This window comes from Ekhidna sp. (assembly GCF_965212185.1).
Lineage (GTDB): Bacteria > Bacteroidota > Bacteroidia > Cytophagales > Cyclobacteriaceae > Ekhidna.
The window spans coordinates 1,353,432-1,370,876 of the sequence record NZ_OZ243102.1 but is presented as its reverse complement, the minus strand read 5'-3'; the positions used below and the strand labels follow the sequence as shown (position 1 = coordinate 1,370,876).

Here is a 17,445-nt window from a genome sequence, read left to right as displayed (position 1 = left end):
ATGAATGTCATTTTGATCTGATTTTGGCTTACTTAGCAATGTGAAAATAATTGTCATCGGCGGAGGTGCTGCAGGTTTTTTTACAGCAATCAATATTGCAGAAAAACACCCTGATTATCAGGTTACCATTTTAGAGAAGTCGAACAAACTTTTACAGAAAGTGAAAGTCTCGGGTGGTGGGCGATGCAATGTGACCAACGAACGAAATACTCCATCCGAACTCGTCCAATTCTACCCCAGAGGACAAAAAAAGCTCCATCCCCTCTTTAAAACGTTCTCCACTCAGGATATGGCTAACTGGCTTTATAATCGAGGAGTGGAAACCACTGCAGAAGAAGACCATCGTGTTTTCCCGATCTCAAATTCTTCACAAACTGTCATCGATTGTTTTCTCAAGCTTGCTGAGAGCAATAACATTCAAATTCTAAAAAATCATGCATTGGTAAAATTAGAATTGTCAGATTCTCATTGGGTGGTTCATACCACTCAAGAGGCGATGAATGCGGATAAGGTGGTCATTGCCACTGGCTCTTCTCCAGCAACATGGAAGATTCTAAAAGAAACCAGGTTAGAGATGACTGCAGTAGTTCCTTCCCTATTTACGTTCAATATTAAAGACGAACGTATCGCCGACCTGCAAGGAATATCCTTTGAGCGAGCACAAGTAAAAATCGTATCTACCAAGCTGGTTGAAGAAGGCCCACTACTTATCACACACTGGGGATTGAGTGGGCCGGCAATCCTTAAATTATCTTCCTGGGGGGCATACGAATTGGAGGAGAAGAAATATCATTTTGAAATATTGGTTAACTATTTGAAGGTTGCGTCTGATCAGTCCCGCCAGCAGTTTCAGGAATACAGAAATCTACACCCTAAAAGAAAAGTATTTAATTATCCACTCTTTAGTCTACCTCGCCGTTTCTGGGAACGAATGGTGGAGTACTGTGGCATTTCAGATCAGATTCCTTTTGGTGAACTTTCTAAAAAACAGGTGAATAAACTTCTGGAAGAGCTGACTCAAGGAAGGTACCAGGTGATTGGAAAAAGTACTTTCAAGGAGGAGTTTGTTACCGCCGGAGGAATAAAACTTTCCGAGGTAAGCTTAAAAACGTTTGAAGCCAAACGATTTCCTGGTTTATACCTGGCTGGGGAAGTTTTGGATATTGATGCATTAACAGGGGGCTTTAATTTTCAAGCTTGTTGGAGTGCTGGGTGGGTGATTTCGGAAAGTGTATGATAACCTTTTGGAAAGTTTCAAACTTTCCAAAAGTTGCAACTACTATATTTAGCAAATGGAGCAAGGCGTCTTCTACCATATTTACAATCATGCAAACGGGTCGGAAAATCTATTCCGTTCAGATGAAAATTATCATTTCTTTCTTCGTCAATGGGCTAAATACATTGAGCCAGTTGCGGACACTTATGCATACTGTCTAATGCCCAATCACTTCCATGCCTTGATTCAAACTAAAATCTTTGCGCCTCCATTTGGGAAGTACGAAACATTTCAAAAATATGCTAGTAAGCAATTTTCCAATTTCTTCAGCAGCTACACTCAGGCGTTTAATAAAATGTATGACCGAAGAGGGAGTTTGTTCATGCCTAATTTCAAAAGAAAAGAAATCAATTCTGATGCCTACCTAACGCAGATTATTATATACATCCATAAAAATCCTATCCATCATGGGTTTTGTAATTCTTTAGACGACTGGCCATATAGCTCTTTTCATGCGTTGCTATCTACCAAACCGACCAAAATCAAAAGAGAAAAAGTATTGGAATGGTTTGGAGGTCATGAGGCAGTAAAGGTTTGTCATCTCCAAAATGTCCATATTGTCGATAAATCATTATTCATAGATTATTAAGATGGTTTTAAAAAAAGCTTTTGGAAAGTTTCAAACTTTCCAAAAGCTGCTCTAAAGTGTGGGTGATTTCAGAGAGTGTATGATACATATAGCCATTCAAAACAATAGAAGTAATCTTTATCTGAATCAATGAACAGATAAAGCTTGACTATTGAAAAACTACACCAATAGGCTTAATCACTTGATGTATAGCTGAAAGGTATTTTTTACTCTCAATTCACAATTGAGAATTTTTGTCGAAATTACGCATTCAACCAACTGTCACCACACCATGGAATCGTCTGTACAATCCATACGCCCTTTTGTTGGGGCCAGGGATTATATTCAATCCCGCAAATTCTATCTAGAATGGGGTTTTGAAGAAATTGTGACTTCCCCTAAGCTATCCTTTTTTCATACCAATAAAACTGGATTTTACTTACAGGATTTTTTTGTCAAAGACTGGATCGATAATAGCATGCTTGTACTTGAGGTTGATAACCTCACCGAATATTGGGAAAGACTTAAAGGAAAAAACCTGGATCAAAAATTTCAAGGAGTGAAACTGGTTGAGCCTACTGTTTTTGATTGGGGTCAGGAAGGTTTTATTTATGATCCTTCAGGAGTGCTTTGGCACATTGCAGAATTCAAGTGATTTGAATTTGTTCTTGATTAAACTCCACCTTATCTCCTTTTCGAAGTTTCTTTCTTCGTTGGGTTTCTACCTCTCCGTTTACCAGGACAAGTCCCTCGTCAATGTATTGCTTCGCCTCCCCTCCAGAGCCGACTAATTGCATGATTTTCAGCAACTTATTAAGCTCTACAAATTCGTATCCTTCCAGTTCAAATGTTTGCATGAAGCAAAGCTAATTTCTATTTGTTAAATATTAATTCTTAAAAATAGAAACATATCATATATAATTGCCGTATGATTAATTCTTAAAAGTAGAAAGTAATACACCCTTATGATCTCGAAGCGTCGAACCGCCTCAAGGGGATATTCCCCCTTTGAAGGGGAGTGTGAAAGGAATGTGGGACGCAGGGGAATGTAAAATAACCAAACAACATGAAAGGATACATCGGAGAATTTGAAGAACTAGTCCTTCTCACCATCGCCAATCTGGCGAAAGATGCTTATGGAGTGGCCATACTCAATGACATTTCTGAAAGGGCTAATCGCAAACTAAGTATTGGTGCCCTACACTCTACCCTCACACGACTGGAAGAAAAAGGATATATTTCTTCATATCTGGGTGAGCCAACAAACGAGCGTGGTGGTAGACGAAAGCGATATTTTGAACTCACAGATAGTGCGAAAGTTGAGCTTTCAAACATGAAATTATTGAGAGATCAATTGTGGGCCGGAGCAAAACTCAAATTGTCTACTAAATGAACCAGCCTCCTACTCTTGCGAAAAAACTACTGAAATGGTTTGCCGGAAAAGCAGACCTGGAAGACATTCAAGGTGACCTTGATGAGGTCTATGGACTAAACCTTGAGGAATCCGGTAAATTAAAAGCCGGCTTCAAATACTGGAAACAGGTGCTTTCCCTCCTGTTTTCTTACGGACTAAAAAGGCGGAAATCAAAAGCCGCATACTCATCTTACTACAACAAAAACTCAATTGCAATGCTAAAAAACTACTTCAAAATTGCCTTTCGAAATTTTTCGAAACACCGGCTATTTACTTCTCTAAACATTTTTGGATTGGCACTCGGTATGTGCATTTGCTTGCTGGCACTTTCCATATCCGTTTCGATTTACCAATCAGATGAATTTCAAGAAAATAAGGATCGCATCTATCAATTAAATACGTTCATTGAGACTGATGAAGACACCAAGACTTATGGCTCTATTTTCCCTGCAGCCGGAAATTACTTAAAAGAAGAATACCCTTTCATTGAAGAAGTCGTTCGTTTCAATTCTGAATTGAATCTTGAAGTTAATCACAGAGGTAACATGATGAACTTCAGTGGAAACTTTACCGATCAAAGCTTTTTTGAGACATTTTCTTTTGAGTTGATAGCTGGAGATCCAAAAACAGTTTTATCCAAACCTTTTGACATTGTCATTACTGAAAAAGTAGCTGAGGTTTTGTATAAAGATGAAAATCCAATCGGAAAGGTGTTGGAAACGAATCTTGGTAATTTCAATGTAACCGGAGTTTTAAAGAATCTAAAACAGACGCACTTCTACTTTCAAATTTTAACTTCTTATTCTACCTACGAGAATCTAAGAGCAGAAAACCCTAATACTGACTGGGTTAATTATCGAAACAATTACGTCTACATAATGCTCCAGCCGGATGTAAGTAACGATCAATTGGATTTAGCATTGAATCAACTAGCTGCAAAAGCATCCTCCTTTAACCCATCCAAGAAAATTGAAATTGAATCCATTGGCTTGACAGGAGTCGTTCCTAGATGGAACATCAGCAACGCTATGGGTATAGGATGGGACGAGCCAGCCTTGCTTTTCTTCATGTTTGTGGGATTACTCGTTCTTCTACCAGCTGTATTTAATTATACTAACCTTTCCATTGCCCAGGCATTGAAAAGAGCAAAAGAAATTGGGATTCGAAAAGTGGTAGGTGCAGAGAAATTTCAGATTAAGGCACAATTTATCGTTGAAACAATTCTTCTATCAGTTTTAGCATTAGCAGTTTCGCTTCTGATATTATATCCAATGAAAGAAGAGTTTCTGAGTATGATCATTGCGGCAGAAGTATTAGACACCAACCCTAGTTTTGCTCAAATTCTTACATTTCTAATTTTTGCAATATTGGTTGGCTTATTTGCCGGCATTTTCCCTGCCCAGTATTTCTCCAGACTCAATCCCATTCAAACGATGAAAGGAGAAATTAAGAACGGTAAGAGTAATGTCTCCGGATTTAAGAAGGGCCTTTTCGTATTTCAATTCTTCTTGTCACTGGTTTTCGTAATTGGTGTCTTAGCCATTGTGAGACAGTATAGCTATGTCCTAAACAAGCAGCATGGATTTGAATCAGATAATGTACTCACCGTTCCTTTTGAGAGCATCGACAAACAAGTGGCCATCAATGAATTAAGTAAACATCCTGATGTGAAATCAATTACGACTTCTTCGGATCTTCCAGGACTATTTCTCTCCAACGAGGTAAAAGCAACTTCTAACGATCAGGATACACTCAACTCCTACCAGGTGTTTATTGGTGATGATTTTGTGGAAAACATGAAAATGAATCTGGAATGGGGCAACAGCAAAGACATGTCGGCATCAAATAAGAACGAAGAACTAGTATTGGTAAATGAGCAGTTTATAACATCGACGAAGGTATTTAACCTTCAAAAAGACTCTCTCAGATTTACTCTGGAAGACGGCACAAAATGCCGAGTAGTAGGCATTTTAGAGGATTTCAATTTTGAGCCACTTAGTGAGTTAATTAGCCCAATACTTTTCAGGTATTCTCCGCAAAAAGCGCACTATGCTTTATTGACAGTCAACAGTTCAAATATTAAGCGTACCATCAATGAACTTGATGAGATCTGGCGTGGGATCGATCATGGTATCAATTTCGAGGCATCCTTTCTGGACGATGAAATTGAAGAAGCTTATTACTTTCTACGAGTACAAATCAAGTTTTTTAGTGTTTTGAGTATTCTGGCTATCACCATATCATGCCTGGGATTACTTGGGATGGCATCTTACACAACAGAAAACAGAACGAAAGAAATCGCCATCAGAAAGATTATGGGTGCTACCAATAAGAGTCTCTACTATTTATTAACCAAAGACTTTATCAAACTAATTATGATTGCGGCGCTCATAGCCATACCGGTTTCGTATGTCTTCTATGATAAACTGTTTCTGTACTTCTTGATTAGATATGGAACAGGCTTAGGTCCGCTTGAGATTTTAACCGGGATCTTATTTCTATTCCTGGTAGGAATTTCCTCCATTTATTGGCAGGCTTCCAAAGTGACCAAAGCAAATCCTTCTACTAAGCTGAGGTATGAATGATGAAAAGAGAGCATTCTCTAAAGTTCCTTTATTGTGGCATTGCAAGAGCATTCGAGAAATCTACATCATAAAACAGCTAGCTGCATTTTTTGTTTATAGGTTTCTCCTATCGCCGAAATTAGAACTTTAGTGAATGCATTCCATAATATATTCGCTTCATGCCCAACACCTACTTCCAATTCAAAAAGTTTCGCATTGATCAGGCAAGATCTGGGATGAAGGTCACGACAGATGCATGCCTATTTGGAGGTTGGATCGCACAAATACTAAGGGAATCAAAGGAACCAAAACACATGCTTGACATAGGGGTTGGTACCGGGCTGCTATCAGTGATGCTGGGACAGGTAACTAACAAAATGGTGGTGGATGCTGTGGAGCTTAATGAATCAGCTTATGCTCAGGCTAAAATCAATTTTGAAAACTCTCCTTGGTCAGCGCGACTGAACGTCCATCATTCTTCCATTCAGCAATATCATACCGATAAAAAATATGATTTAATCGTTTGCAACCCACCATTCTTTAACAACAGTACAAAAGGTAAGGAGGCAGCTAAAAATATTGCGTTGCACAATGAAAATCTTCCAATTGAAGACTTGGTCAATGCCATTAAAGCCCTTCTTGCAGAAAATGGGAGATGTTACGTTTTATATCCTGAACGAGAGATGAATGTATTTACCGCTGCAGCAATCAAATCAGGACTCAACGCATCTGAATACCTCTATCTAAAAAATGAAAAAAATCATCCTGTTTTTCGTGTTTTACGGAGCTTTTCATTTCAAGAAAGTGAATTAAAAGCATCAGAGGTAATCATTCGCAAAGAAGACGGGAAGTATACCGATGAATTCTGGGACTTACTAAAGGACTACTATTTGGAATACAATAATCCGGATTTAAAGTAGAAATTCTGAGTATTCAGGAACGAATCTTTTAATGATTCAGTTTTCATTAATTGCATTCCATATTTTTAAAAAAATCTAACAACCATGCTAGGATTATTCAATAAAGGAAAAAAAGTCGAACAATACCTTAAGGAAGGTGCGGTCATCATTGATGTAAGAACGAAGACTGAGTATGAAGGTGGTCACCTTCGGACCAGCAAAAATATCCCACTTGACAGCATTCCAAGTTTTATAGGACAGCTAGATAAGACTAAACCTATTATTACGTGTTGTGCATCAGGAATTCGAAGCGGGCAGGCGAAGCGTATGCTCAAAGCCAATGGATTCAAGGCAATCAATGGTGGAGGGTGGCAGAAACTTGAAAAGTATGAAGTATAGCCAATGACTAGGAGTAAAGTCTGACTCGAAACCTCCTCTATGATCAACCCTGACCAACTTAAAAGATTAGCACTCTCCTTTCCAGAGACAACTGAGGAGCCTCACTTTGAAAAAACCTCATTCAAAGTCAGAAAAAAAATATTTGCCACATACGATTTCAAAAATCAAACGGTCGTGGTGAAACTTTCAGAGGTCGATCAAAACGTCTTCTCATCGGTACCAGGTAATGGGATTTATCCTGTTCCAAACAAGTGGGGAAAAAATGGGTGGACGAAAATTGAATTGGATAAGGTCAGCGAAGGACTTTTTGAAGATGCATTAACTACTTCGTATTGTGAGGTAGCACCAAATATTTTATCTAAAACAGTAAGACCGGATAAATAACAGCATTAGTTATTCCATCCTATGTCAATGTTCATGGATTATGTCTTCCACTAAAATTAAGATCGACAAAAAGCATCACCTGGAACAACCCTGGCGGGTACATACTCTCCTTCCCGATTTTGATATTGAGGATGTTTGGCTCGTACCGATAACATTAACAAAAGAGCATAGTCTTGATCTGTTTCTCTCACAATTTAGAGCTTCCAATGAACGGTTGACTGAAATGGGTCTTGCCGGATTCCTATTTCGTCTCAGGCTCTTTCTTGGTAAAGTATTTAAATGGGATGAAAAGGAGCCAGTTGATCACCTGATCCCAGGTAGTATTCGCGAACGATATGCTGAGTCAGAGAACTTAAAATTCGAAGACCTCATTGATCCGGGAACAGATGACTTCATTCCTGTTTTCCAATTGCAAAATGAGTACTTATCAGAAATTGAGAATAAAACGGTTCATGCGGCACTTCACCTGGGGCGAGTGAAGAAGGGTGGAGATTTTGGTATTCAAATGGCAGTATACGTAAAACCCAAGGGCACATTTGGTCGGTTATACATGAAGCTTATCCAGCCATTCCGACATTGGATTGTTTACCCTGCCTTGATGAAATCAGTAAAAAGGAGGTGGCAAAAGTATTGTGAGCAGTGAATCAAACCATGAATTGAAATTATGACTTTCAACAAGGATTCTTTCTCATTTTGAGATTGGTAGACTTATTACAAACCGTACACCTTGTTCTGGTGTTTCTATCTTTACAGATCCTTTTAAGGATGTCACTAATCGATTGACAATAGCAAGCCCCAAACCAGTTCCTTTACCAGAATCTTTCTCTAGTACCTTAAAAATTTCAAAAACCTTATCATGCTCTGATTCAGGAATACCCGGGCCATTGTCAGTAATCGTAAAAACATAATTCGCATCATTCTTTGTTAGCGAAATGTTTATTCTGGCAATATCCTTATCATTATATTTAATCGAGTTGTTTACTAAATTTAAAAGTATTCGCTCTACTGCTGATTGATTCGTCGTTATTTTTTCTACTTCCGATTCGAAATCAATCTCAAGGTTATTATATGATGAAAAAAGAGAGATTACATTATCCTTGAGTTTTTCTATTTCAATTTCAGCATTGCTTAAATCCTCAATGTGAATTGATTTGGAGTATTCCAATAATCGATCTACGAGTTGGCTAAGCTGTCCACTGGCATTAGATATCAAACTCACCAACTCTTTTGCTTGCTGAGATTCTTTTCCTAAATAATCGTCATTATCCAATACTTGAATAAGTTCATTAATTCCAACGAGCGGTCCTTTTACATCATGAGCTACCACAGAAGCAAAACGGTCCAACTCTTCATTTGTCATCTCAAGTGTTTTAATAGAGGATTCTAGCTCCCTTTTTTTCCTGCGCAGCTCGAGAATATTCATAATCTGCTTCCCAAGGGCTTTTAATGCTTTTTTCTGAGGATTAGAAAGTGTTTTCGGTTTATCATCAATTACACATAGTGTACCGAGGGAATATCCCTTTTCGTTTACCAATGGAACACCAGCATAGAAAGTAACATTTGGATCATTTACAACTAACGGATTATCATGAAAACGCTCGTCTTCCCTTGCGTCATTCACAATGAATAATTCTTCCGGTTCATTAATAGCATGAGCGCAAAACGCATATTCTCTTGGTGTCTCACTGGCATCTAAACCAAACTTAGATTTAAACCACTGTCGATTTTCATCGATTAGACTTACAAGGGAGATGTTGGTATTACAGATTTCAGCTGCTATACTTGTCAGATCATCATAATCCTCTTCAGGAAGTGTATCTAATACTTGATATGCGTTTAATTCTTTTATGCGTTCATCCTCATTCTCAGGAATTTCAGGCTTAATCATACGGTGTTCGCTTTCGTTCTCATTCTAGATGCATATATGATGCAACTTAATTGTTAAACAAACTTAAAAGTAGAGTAAATGGTTGGCTCCAGGATATCTATTCGTACGTCTAAAAGCCTGACTCATCTAATTTAGTGAGTGGAAATGATTTTTCTGACCTTAATTAAATCTATTCGACTAACTCCATTCGTAATTCAACTATCAAATCAATAGCATATCCAAAATCGATTGAATCAAATGCAAGAAAGAATTACACTCGACATCAACGCACCAGCACCAGTTTTTAAACTAGCGGACATATTCGATCGAGAAATAGACCTGGAATCTTATAGAGGCAAGAAGGTACTAATTGCTTTCTTCCGTCATGCAGGTTGCCCCTTTTGCAATACCAGGGTACATAATCTTCAAAAACATCATCAAGAACTAAAAACAAAACGGCTTGAAATGATCTTCTTTTTTGAATCAAAGAAAGATCTACTAATTAAAAGTCATTTTCATAAAGAGATATCTCCCATCCCACTCATCTCTGACCCTGACAAAGTCTGGTATGATGCTTATGGAGTAGAGAGCTCCGGTCTAAAATCAGCAAAAAGTCATTTCACCTCATTCTTCCAGCAAGTCTTTGAAGCAAAGAAGAAAAAACTCCCTGTGCACTGGATGGCAGGAGATGAATCTATTAAAACGATTCCTGCTGAATTCTTAATGGACGAAAAAGGAATTATAAGGAAAGTCCATTATGCCAAGGGACTTAGGGATCGTATGGCTATTGATGAAATCAAATCGTTTGCAGATTTATAAAATCATTTAACCTCTTTCTATGGATAGATCAATCAATTGATCGAGTAGTTCGGAATAGCCCAATCCCTCTTCTTCCCAAAGCTTCGGGTACATACTAATGCTTGTAAATCCTGGGATGGTGTTTACCTCATTTACATAAATCTCACCAGCATGGGTAAGAAACATATCCACCCTGGACATGCCTTCGCAACAAAGCGTTTTATATGCTTGAATGGCGGTTTCTTTTAAAGCTGGAAGGTACTTACGGTCTATTTCTGCAGGTATGATTATTTCAGCGTCCGAAGTTTCTGCATATTTTTCATCAAAGGAATAAAAATCACCTGAACGGACCTCTCCTACTCCGGTGGCTTTGGGCTGATTATTTCCTAAAACCGCACACTCTAACTCACGACCAATTATCGATTGCTCTACCAAGACTCTTCGATCATATTTAAAAGCATCCGCAATTGCAACACTCCACTCCTTCTCATTCTCTACCCTGTGCACTCCGACTGATGAGCCCATATTGGCAGGCTTTACAAAAACAACCTCTCCGAGATCATCTACAATATCATAATAACCAGGTACTTTATCTCCTTTAGTTAATAATCTCCAAGGAGCCACTTTGATATCACTTTCTTGCAATAGTCTTTTGGTGACATCTTTATCCATGGCGATGGATGAACTTAAAACACCTGGACCAACAAACCGAATCTGAAGTAAGCTAAATAGTCCCTGAACCGTGCCATCCTCACCATTAGGACCATGTAAAATCGGGAACACGACATCAAACTTTCCAATAGAGCGATTCTCACACATCAAAAACTCCGCCTTTCCGGGAACTATAGAAACAACATCACCTTGATTGGTAATTGTATCTCCCAATTCATCTTCTTGGATCATTCGCCACTCACCTTTTTGAGTAATTCCAATTAGAGTAATATGATACTTATTCCTATCTAATGCATTGAGAATATTTTTGGCAGATCGTATAGAGATTGAATGTTCTGGAGATTGACCTCCACATACAACAAGTAGGTTTTTCATAGTTTCATTCTTTTGCATGTGAATCATTCGTAGATTTCACGAAGTTCAAAATCCTCACCTCTACCATACTGTATCAATTCACTCATGCGATAACTTTCCAAAGAAAATAAATCTTTAAGCTTATAATCATTTCTACCGATCACTTCCAGTAGAATAAACTCAGATTCTTCTCCATAATTAATCAGTCGGTATTTCTTACCAACTCTCATACTCGAAAATGCCAGTCCACTCATATCAACAACAATATTATTGAGGCAATTTTGATTTATTTTTACTTTATGAAAAAAAATATTCTACTTCTAACACTAGTGGCTCTGATTGGAGTTACAGGATGTAAAGATGACGATGAGTCGGGATCTTATGTTGGTATTTGGGAAGGTGACTCAGTGGCTAGTACAGATTGTGATAATCCTACAGACAATGGAAGCACAAACAGATCTTGCTCCGATACAAGGTGTTATTTACTTGAGTTGAATGCGGATGGAACGTTTAGGTTTCAGGAAGGTCTTCCTATTCGAACAGGTACCTGGACTGTCAGTGGAGGCTTTTCATTATGCGTTGAAGAAGATGGAGAACAAGTATGCGAAATGTATACTGCCATAGTTAATAGTACTGCGCTTAGACTGGCCTCTGAAAATGAAACAACCGGATGTACAATCACTCAGATCTTCACACGACAAATGAATACTCCGGATGATCAATAAAACATAAGTTAATGTTTAACAAAAATGGCTGTTCAAATTGAACAGCCATTTTTTATGTTATAATTGACTATTGTTCGATAAGATCTCCCATGTTATACTCGTACTCGATAGTGAGATTACCATCCTGATCATACCATTTGGCTACACCATGCATAGTCCCGTTTACAAAGTTTGATTCTTCCATTACTGTTCCATTCGTGTAGAACTTCTGCTTAAGCCCCTCTAGTTGGCCTCCAGAGTAATTTTTGCGTTCTACGATCTTTCTTCGATTATAAATGAGATACTCTCCGTTCAGCTGATCCTGATGATAAGAACCTTTAGACTGAACATATCCCATATTATCAAAGATTAACTCTACGCCTTGTTTTTTACCTTCAAAGTATGAAGTGATAGACTGAACTTTACCTTCTGTATCGTAGGTGGTCCATGTTCCATGGTATAATCCATTTAAAAAATCACCCTCACCGATTGTGATTTCTCCGGATTTAAGAATTGCTTTTTGAAGTCCGGGAATCGACCCATAGTCTTGTAAAATAGCTCCTTGAGGAATCTGGCTGCCTTCAATGGAAGGAGTACCTATAGAGTTTGAATTTTGACATGCAATAAAAATGACAGCTAAAATCCAAATGCCTTTTTTCATTTTCTTTTAAAAATTTTAGGTAAAACATCATTTTCAATTTTTGCTTTATTGTTGAATACAACATACAAGCCACATAAAAATACAATCATTGCATAATAAAAAAGTTGGCCCTTATCGCCCATCACCTCAATTCCCAACTTTGTGAAATGCATACCAATAGCGCCAATCATTAAGCCAACCGCCAAAACACCACCTGCCCAGGCTGTACGCGGAATTATTAGCAAAATTGCAGCTATCCCTTCAAGAATACCCACACCCCATCTGCCCCAGGGCTCCATCCCTACAGTTTTAAATATATAAATTGACTCTGCAGAACCCGTAAATTTGAAATATAAGGTTTGGGCCATAATTATGGCAGCTGCAAAACGTGCGATGAAATAAGCAATCTTTGTTAACATAGGAGTGATTTTAAAAATGAAAATTAGAGAATTTTGAGAAAGCCTCAACGTCTAAATAAAATCTATTGGATTTATGGTGGTATGATGGGTCTATTAATGGTGTTATTGGAGGTAATTCATTACCGCACCATCATTAGGGATTTACGAATAGAAATTTATGGGGCCATTATTGGCGTGGTATTCCTTGTTGGTGGCATTTTACTTGGTGCCAACATGTATAAAAAAAGAACATTTCAATCGTTCGATCCAAACAAACTAGGACTCAGTAAAAGAGAGATTGAAGTATTGGATCTCATGGCTCAAGGATATTCTAATCAAGAAATTGCAGATAAACTATTTGTTTCACTTAATACAGCCAAAACACATATTTCCAACATTTATAGCAAGTTGAATGTAAAAAGAAGAACGCAAGCAATTCAAAAGGCGCGAGAAATGGCTTTAATTCATCCGCCAAAAGAGTGATTTTTGTCAAATCACCCGAAAGTATGAAAAAAAGAACCCCGGAAAATGAGTGATTTGAAGCAAAAAAATAAGACTATGAAAAAGCTAATCTATTTTGGTCTCCTGGCAGGCCTTATCAATGTAATCGGATGGTTTGCCCTTGATTCAGTTTTCCAGGGAGATAACTTTGACTTCTCATTAGGAGAGACATTGGGTTATACGGCAATGCTTATCGCTCTTTCAACCGTGTTTTTTGGAGTAAAATCATTTAGGGACAAAGAGCTAAATGGATCAATTTCTTTCAAGGAGGCATTTCTAAAGGGATTTATTATTGTCTCAATCGCCTCGCTCATATACGTGGTGGGATGGGAAGTTTACTACCCAAACTTTCAGTCAGATTTCGGAGAAAAGTATGGTGAATATCTCATATCTAATCTTGAAGAACAAGGCCTTAGCGCAACCGAAATTGCGACTGAAAAAGCAAGCATGGCTGAATGGATGGTGAAATACGAAAACCCTCTTTATCGCATTCCTATGACTTTGATGGAAATTTTACCCTTAGGCTTAATTGTCTCACTTATTTCTGCTTTGATATTGAAGAGAAAATAGAAATATCTAACTTTCTCTTATGTTAAGAGAAATTATCATCCTGATTTGTGCAGCCTTGCTTTTGGGCTGTACTTCTTCTACCAATGAGAACGAAGCTAGCTCGGAAACCATAATTCCCCTTAATAAAATTGAAGGTGAATATATTCCAGACAGTATTCGTTCAAACATTACAAGTAAGCGAAGAGGGAAATTAAAGGCACTGGAAGCAGATGGACAGGCTTGGTTTAATTTTCAAATTAACGAGCCCTTTAGTGACTTAAAAATCGCTTTGAACAATTCCGGTGGAGTAACTGATTTCATCTGGCCGTTCGACGACATTGTTGCTTCAACGGACAGTAGCAGCAACCAATCACAAAGCATCAAGGTTGATGTACTTATCACCCAAAGTAATGTTCAAATATTCTTTAATGAGAGTATCAGATATTCTTTTGAACAAAATCTGCTTTCTACCAACAATAAAATAGAAGTATACCTTGATGGCAAGCATCATGATATACCAGGTGTATTATATGACATTGGAATGTGAACAAAACATTCATTAAATCTTAAAACAGATATCTTTTAGGTTAAAAACCATTAAACTTGAATAAGAACATAGTTGAAAACATAATGAAATCATCATATAACATCCTGACTCTCTTGCTTATTGTCTGCGTGGTTGCTAGTTGCACTAGCAGCTCATCATCTGGTGAAAATGAAAAATCCAGAGAAGAACTTGCAGAAGAAAAAACGATTCACGATTTAGAAAAATTAATGGAAGACCTACCAGACCCCTCTTTGGTTCCATTTACGTTAAAATCTATCGGTGCTGGATTTGATCGGGCACACACAAATTCACTCAGCAATATAGAAAGCTACAAAAGCAACCGTGATAAAATGGCGCTTAACATGGGCGTTTATGCATCTGACATCAGCTATTTAGCTGCATATGGCCATGAAGATGATTGCATTGAATATTTAAAAGCCTCTCATAGTATGGCTGAATTTTTAGGTGATTCGGCTATCTACAATGAAGATGACCTCAACGAATTCAGAGGCCATATTAAAGATCAAAATGAAGATGAAATTTCCAGAATTCTCGCGAAACTTTTCCTTGAGACCAGCTTAAAAATGGAGGAGGATCACCATTTGACGATGGCAGGTCTTGCACTTACAGGAAGTTTTGTTGAAGGATTATACCAGGCAGTAATCACCTTAGAAACATTCCCTGATACCCCGGAAAACCAAAAACTCCTAGAGCCACTAGTAAAAATTGTTCTTGGTGAAGAGGAGGCTTTACTAGATATTATTGAAGTATTAAATGATCTTCCTTTTGATGACACAATTGCTGAGATGATCACCGAACTATCCATATTGGATAGACTTTATAAAGGTGACCTGCAGGAGATAGAAGAAAAAATGGCAAATGATCCTGATTTTACCCTAACAAGAGATGTTATGAGAGACATCACCTTAGAGGTAAAGCGAATCAGAGAAAAGATTACTGAGGATTAGTACTTAATTACCTAATCGACTCAAAGCATCAACACTGTTGGTGCTTTTTTTATGCAAAAAAATCCCCAGACGATACCGTCCAGGGAAATGTTTGGCTTGATAGAAAAAGGATAATTACTTATCCTCTTTTTTCTTCGCAGCTGCTTTCTTTGGTGCAGCTTTTTTAGTTTCCTTTTTCTCGGCTTTTGGCTTTTCTTCTTTCTTAGCCTCAGCCTTAGGAGTAGCTTTTTTCTTCGGAGCTGCCTTTTTAGTCTCCTTTTCAGGAGCTGCTTTTGTCTCAGCTTTTTCAGCCTTAGCTTTAGGTGCTTCCTCTTTTTTTGCTACAGCTTTTTCTGCTTTAGGTTCTTCCTTCTTGGTCTTAGTCTTTTTAGCAAATTCAGCTTTTATCTCTTCAATGTCCACATTTTTGATAGAAGGAACAGCGTTTAATCGCTTCATTGCGTTCACTCTATTCTTTGCGACATTTTTATTTTTTCTACCTTTTCTTTCTAATCTTGTTACGGCCATCTTCTTGGTCTTCTTACTTGAAATGAGCCGCAAATTTAGGGGATTATGTAGTTTTGTCCAAAACGAAAAATTGAATGTCTAAAAGTAAGCCTACTCTTCCAAGAGGCACTCGTGATTTTGGCCCTGAGATTTCTTCCAAAAGAAGCTACATAATTGATAAAATCAAGAGCAACTTTACGCGATATGGATTCACTCAGCTCGAGACCCCTGCAATGGAAAATCTTTCTACTCTAACAGGGAAATATGGAGACGAAGGAGATCAACTGCTTTATAAAATTCTAAATTCAGGTGATTATCTCAGTAAAAGTTCAGAGGGTGATTACCAACAAGGTAGTAAGCACCTCATTAATAAAATTTCTGAAAAAGGACTGAGATATGATCTCACAGTTCCATTTGCAAGGTTCGTGGTAATGAATCAACACGAAATTGCATTTCCTTTCAAACGATTTCAAATACAACCCGTATGGAGAGCTGATCGTCCTCAGAAAGGACGTTACCGAGAGTTTTATCAATGTGATGCAGATATAATAGGAACCAAAGGCATTTGGAATGAGGTTGAACTTACCTTATTAATTACTGACGTTTTTAATGACCTAAACTTATCTGACTATGTCATTAAAATAAATCACAGAGAGATTTTATTCCTGCTCGCGACGTTCGTTGGGTTGAAAGGAAAAGAAGTCCCTTTTTGCGCTGAAATTGATAAGCTTGATAAAATTGGTGAGGATAAGGTAATAGAAAATGTACTTGCTTTGGGTGCTGATTCTAATCAAATGAAGGAGGTAATGAATATTTTATCTCTCTCAGAAATAGATCAACTGCTTAGTAAAATCGAATCGATAGATTCTGAAAATGAAGGGGTTCTTGAAGTAAAAAAATATTTTGAGCAGCTTGGTAAATTTTCAGAGAAAAACATTCAGGTAGAACTTGATCTGTCTCTAGCCAGAGGTCTCTCCTACTATACGGGCATGATCTACGAGGTAAAGCCCACATCTGTCAAGATGGGGAGCATCTGCGGAGGGGGTCGATATGATAATCTTACCGGAGTATTTGGTCTTGAAGGAATCTCAGGAATAGGTATCTCATTCGGACTTGACCGTATTTATGATGTAATGGAGGAATTAAACCTCTTTCCAGAAAAAATCACGCAAAGGATTGAAGTTTTGGTTGTTCATTTTAGTGAAGAGACTCACGAACATGGGCAAAAAATAGTAATGGATCTAAGGTCAAACGGAATCAAAGCTGATCTGTACCCCACAGCTGACAAAATCAAAAAGCAGTTTAATTACGCTGATAAAATTCAAACGCCATATACATTGATTATTGGAGATCAAGAGATGGAGTCAGGTGAATACATGCTTAAAAACATGAGTACGGGTGAACAAAAACCAATGCAAATAGATAAAATAATCCAGCACTTAAAAGGTTAATTTTAC

At 37.8% G+C, this 17,445-nt stretch carries 23 protein-coding genes; 16 read left to right on the top strand and 7 right to left on the bottom strand.

Annotation, left to right across the window (positions count from 1 at the left end; genetic code table 11):
- Window positions 1-40 precede the first annotated feature (40 nt).
- The 3 genes from ACOMC3_RS06165 (at window position 41) to ACOMC3_RS06155 (ending at window position 2,499) form a co-directional block, all read left to right on the top strand.
- Window positions 41-1,237, top strand: coding sequence for an NAD(P)/FAD-dependent oxidoreductase (locus ACOMC3_RS06165; protein ID WP_420318658.1), 1,197 nt, complete (start codon window positions 41-43; stop codon window positions 1,235-1,237).
- Window positions 1,238-1,292: 55 nt separating this feature from the next.
- The gene (locus tag ACOMC3_RS06160) at window positions 1,293-1,865 is read left to right on the top strand and encodes a transposase (protein ID WP_420318657.1); all 573 of its coding nucleotides are present in this window, start codon (window positions 1,293-1,295) and stop codon (window positions 1,863-1,865) included.
- Window positions 1,866-2,136: 271 nt separating this feature from the next.
- Window positions 2,137-2,499, top strand: coding sequence for a glyoxalase (locus tag ACOMC3_RS06155; protein WP_420318656.1), 363 nt, complete (start codon window positions 2,137-2,139; stop codon window positions 2,497-2,499).
- Here the strand turns inward: ACOMC3_RS06155 and ACOMC3_RS06150 are convergent.
- Window positions 2,492-2,701 (bottom strand): RNA-binding S4 domain-containing protein, encoded by a 210-nt coding sequence (locus tag ACOMC3_RS06150; protein WP_420318655.1) that lies wholly within the window; start codon window positions 2,699-2,701, stop codon window positions 2,492-2,494. The two genes, ACOMC3_RS06155 and ACOMC3_RS06150, sit on opposite strands and share 8 nt — an antisense overlap.
- Before the next feature lie 209 nt (window positions 2,702-2,910).
- On the opposite strand from ACOMC3_RS06150, the gene ACOMC3_RS06145 reads away from it, so the two are divergent.
- From ACOMC3_RS06145 to ACOMC3_RS06120, 6 genes are all read left to right on the top strand, one after another.
- The gene (locus tag ACOMC3_RS06145) at window positions 2,911-3,237 is read left to right on the top strand and encodes a PadR family transcriptional regulator (RefSeq protein ID WP_420318654.1); all 327 of its coding nucleotides are present in this window, start codon (window positions 2,911-2,913) and stop codon (window positions 3,235-3,237) included.
- The gene (locus ACOMC3_RS06140; protein ID WP_420318653.1) at window positions 3,234-5,843 is read left to right on the top strand and encodes an ABC transporter permease; all 2,610 of its coding nucleotides are present in this window, start codon (window positions 3,234-3,236) and stop codon (window positions 5,841-5,843) included. Before ACOMC3_RS06145 ends, ACOMC3_RS06140 begins: the two co-directional genes overlap by 4 nt.
- 158 nt (window positions 5,844-6,001) lie before the next feature.
- Window positions 6,002-6,742 carry a tRNA1(Val) (adenine(37)-N6)-methyltransferase gene (locus tag ACOMC3_RS06135; RefSeq protein WP_420318652.1) on the top strand — a complete coding sequence of 247 codons (741 nt, stop codon included), beginning with the start codon at window positions 6,002-6,004 and terminating at the stop codon, window positions 6,740-6,742.
- Between the two features lie 84 nt (window positions 6,743-6,826).
- On the top strand, window positions 6,827-7,120 hold the full coding sequence (locus ACOMC3_RS06130) for a rhodanese-like domain-containing protein (protein ID WP_420318651.1): 294 nt from the start codon (window positions 6,827-6,829) through the stop codon (window positions 7,118-7,120).
- Between the two features lie 39 nt (window positions 7,121-7,159).
- Window positions 7,160-7,504 carry an MmcQ/YjbR family DNA-binding protein gene (locus ACOMC3_RS06125; RefSeq protein WP_420318650.1) on the top strand — a complete coding sequence of 115 codons (345 nt, stop codon included), beginning with the start codon at window positions 7,160-7,162 and terminating at the stop codon, window positions 7,502-7,504.
- A gap of 40 nt (window positions 7,505-7,544) precedes the next feature.
- Entirely contained in the window at window positions 7,545-8,147 is a 603-nt protein-coding gene (locus ACOMC3_RS06120) for a DUF2867 domain-containing protein (protein WP_420318649.1), read from the top strand.
- A gap of 45 nt (window positions 8,148-8,192) precedes the next feature.
- Here ACOMC3_RS06120 and ACOMC3_RS06115 read toward each other — a convergent pair whose 3' ends face one another.
- Window positions 8,193-9,392 carry a sensor histidine kinase gene (locus tag ACOMC3_RS06115; protein WP_420318648.1) on the bottom strand — a complete coding sequence of 400 codons (1,200 nt, stop codon included), beginning with the start codon at window positions 9,390-9,392 and terminating at the stop codon, window positions 8,193-8,195.
- A 237-nt stretch (window positions 9,393-9,629) separates the two neighbouring features.
- On the opposite strand from ACOMC3_RS06115, the gene ACOMC3_RS06110 reads away from it, so the two are divergent.
- A complete protein-coding gene (locus ACOMC3_RS06110) occupies window positions 9,630-10,190 on the top strand; it encodes a redoxin domain-containing protein (RefSeq protein ID WP_420318647.1) in 561 nt (186 codons plus the stop codon).
- A 6-nt stretch (window positions 10,191-10,196) separates the two neighbouring features.
- Here the strand turns inward: ACOMC3_RS06110 and ACOMC3_RS06105 are convergent, their stop codons facing one another.
- The gene (locus tag ACOMC3_RS06105) at window positions 10,197-11,216 is read right to left on the bottom strand and encodes a D-alanine--D-alanine ligase family protein (protein WP_420318646.1); all 1,020 of its coding nucleotides are present in this window, start codon (window positions 11,214-11,216) and stop codon (window positions 10,197-10,199) included.
- 23 nt (window positions 11,217-11,239) lie between these two features.
- Entirely contained in the window at window positions 11,240-11,449 is a 210-nt protein-coding gene (locus tag ACOMC3_RS06100) for a hypothetical protein (RefSeq protein WP_420318645.1), read from the bottom strand.
- Window positions 11,450-11,494: 45 nt separating this feature from the next.
- On the opposite strand from ACOMC3_RS06100, the gene ACOMC3_RS06095 reads away from it, so the two are divergent.
- On the top strand, window positions 11,495-11,920 hold the full coding sequence (locus ACOMC3_RS06095; protein ID WP_420318644.1) for a hypothetical protein: 426 nt from the start codon (window positions 11,495-11,497) through the stop codon (window positions 11,918-11,920).
- Window positions 11,921-11,987: 67 nt separating this feature from the next.
- On the opposite strand, the gene ACOMC3_RS06090 is transcribed toward ACOMC3_RS06095, so the two are convergent.
- A complete protein-coding gene (locus ACOMC3_RS06090) occupies window positions 11,988-12,560 on the bottom strand; it encodes a toxin-antitoxin system YwqK family antitoxin (protein WP_420318643.1) in 573 nt (190 codons plus the stop codon).
- Window positions 12,557-12,958 (bottom strand): DoxX family protein, encoded by a 402-nt coding sequence (locus tag ACOMC3_RS06085; protein ID WP_420318642.1) that lies wholly within the window; start codon window positions 12,956-12,958, stop codon window positions 12,557-12,559. Before ACOMC3_RS06085 ends, ACOMC3_RS06090 begins: the two co-directional genes overlap by 4 nt.
- 33 nt (window positions 12,959-12,991) lie before the next feature.
- Between ACOMC3_RS06085 and ACOMC3_RS06080 the strand changes: the two genes are divergently transcribed.
- From ACOMC3_RS06080 to ACOMC3_RS06065, 4 genes are all read left to right on the top strand, one after another.
- Entirely contained in the window at window positions 12,992-13,420 is a 429-nt protein-coding gene (locus tag ACOMC3_RS06080; RefSeq protein ID WP_420318641.1) for a response regulator transcription factor, read from the top strand.
- A 75-nt stretch (window positions 13,421-13,495) separates the two neighbouring features.
- Entirely contained in the window at window positions 13,496-14,008 is a 513-nt protein-coding gene (locus tag ACOMC3_RS06075) for a DUF4199 domain-containing protein (RefSeq protein ID WP_420318640.1), read from the top strand.
- A 19-nt stretch (window positions 14,009-14,027) separates the two neighbouring features.
- The gene (locus ACOMC3_RS06070; RefSeq protein ID WP_420318639.1) at window positions 14,028-14,534 is read left to right on the top strand and encodes a hypothetical protein; all 507 of its coding nucleotides are present in this window, start codon (window positions 14,028-14,030) and stop codon (window positions 14,532-14,534) included.
- A 56-nt stretch (window positions 14,535-14,590) separates the two neighbouring features.
- Window positions 14,591-15,502, top strand: coding sequence for a hypothetical protein (locus tag ACOMC3_RS06065; RefSeq protein WP_420318638.1), 912 nt, complete (start codon window positions 14,591-14,593; stop codon window positions 15,500-15,502).
- Window positions 15,503-15,616: 114 nt separating this feature from the next.
- Here ACOMC3_RS06065 and ACOMC3_RS06060 read toward each other — a convergent pair whose 3' ends face one another.
- Window positions 15,617-16,042 (bottom strand): hypothetical protein, encoded by a 426-nt coding sequence (locus tag ACOMC3_RS06060; RefSeq protein WP_420318637.1) that lies wholly within the window; start codon window positions 16,040-16,042, stop codon window positions 15,617-15,619.
- 41 nt (window positions 16,043-16,083) lie between these two features.
- Between ACOMC3_RS06060 and hisS the strand changes: the two genes are divergently transcribed.
- Window positions 16,084-17,439 carry a histidine--tRNA ligase gene (gene hisS, locus ACOMC3_RS06055; RefSeq protein ID WP_420318636.1) on the top strand — a complete coding sequence of 452 codons (1,356 nt, stop codon included), beginning with the start codon at window positions 16,084-16,086 and terminating at the stop codon, window positions 17,437-17,439.
- Window positions 17,440-17,445: the final 6 nt, after the last annotated feature.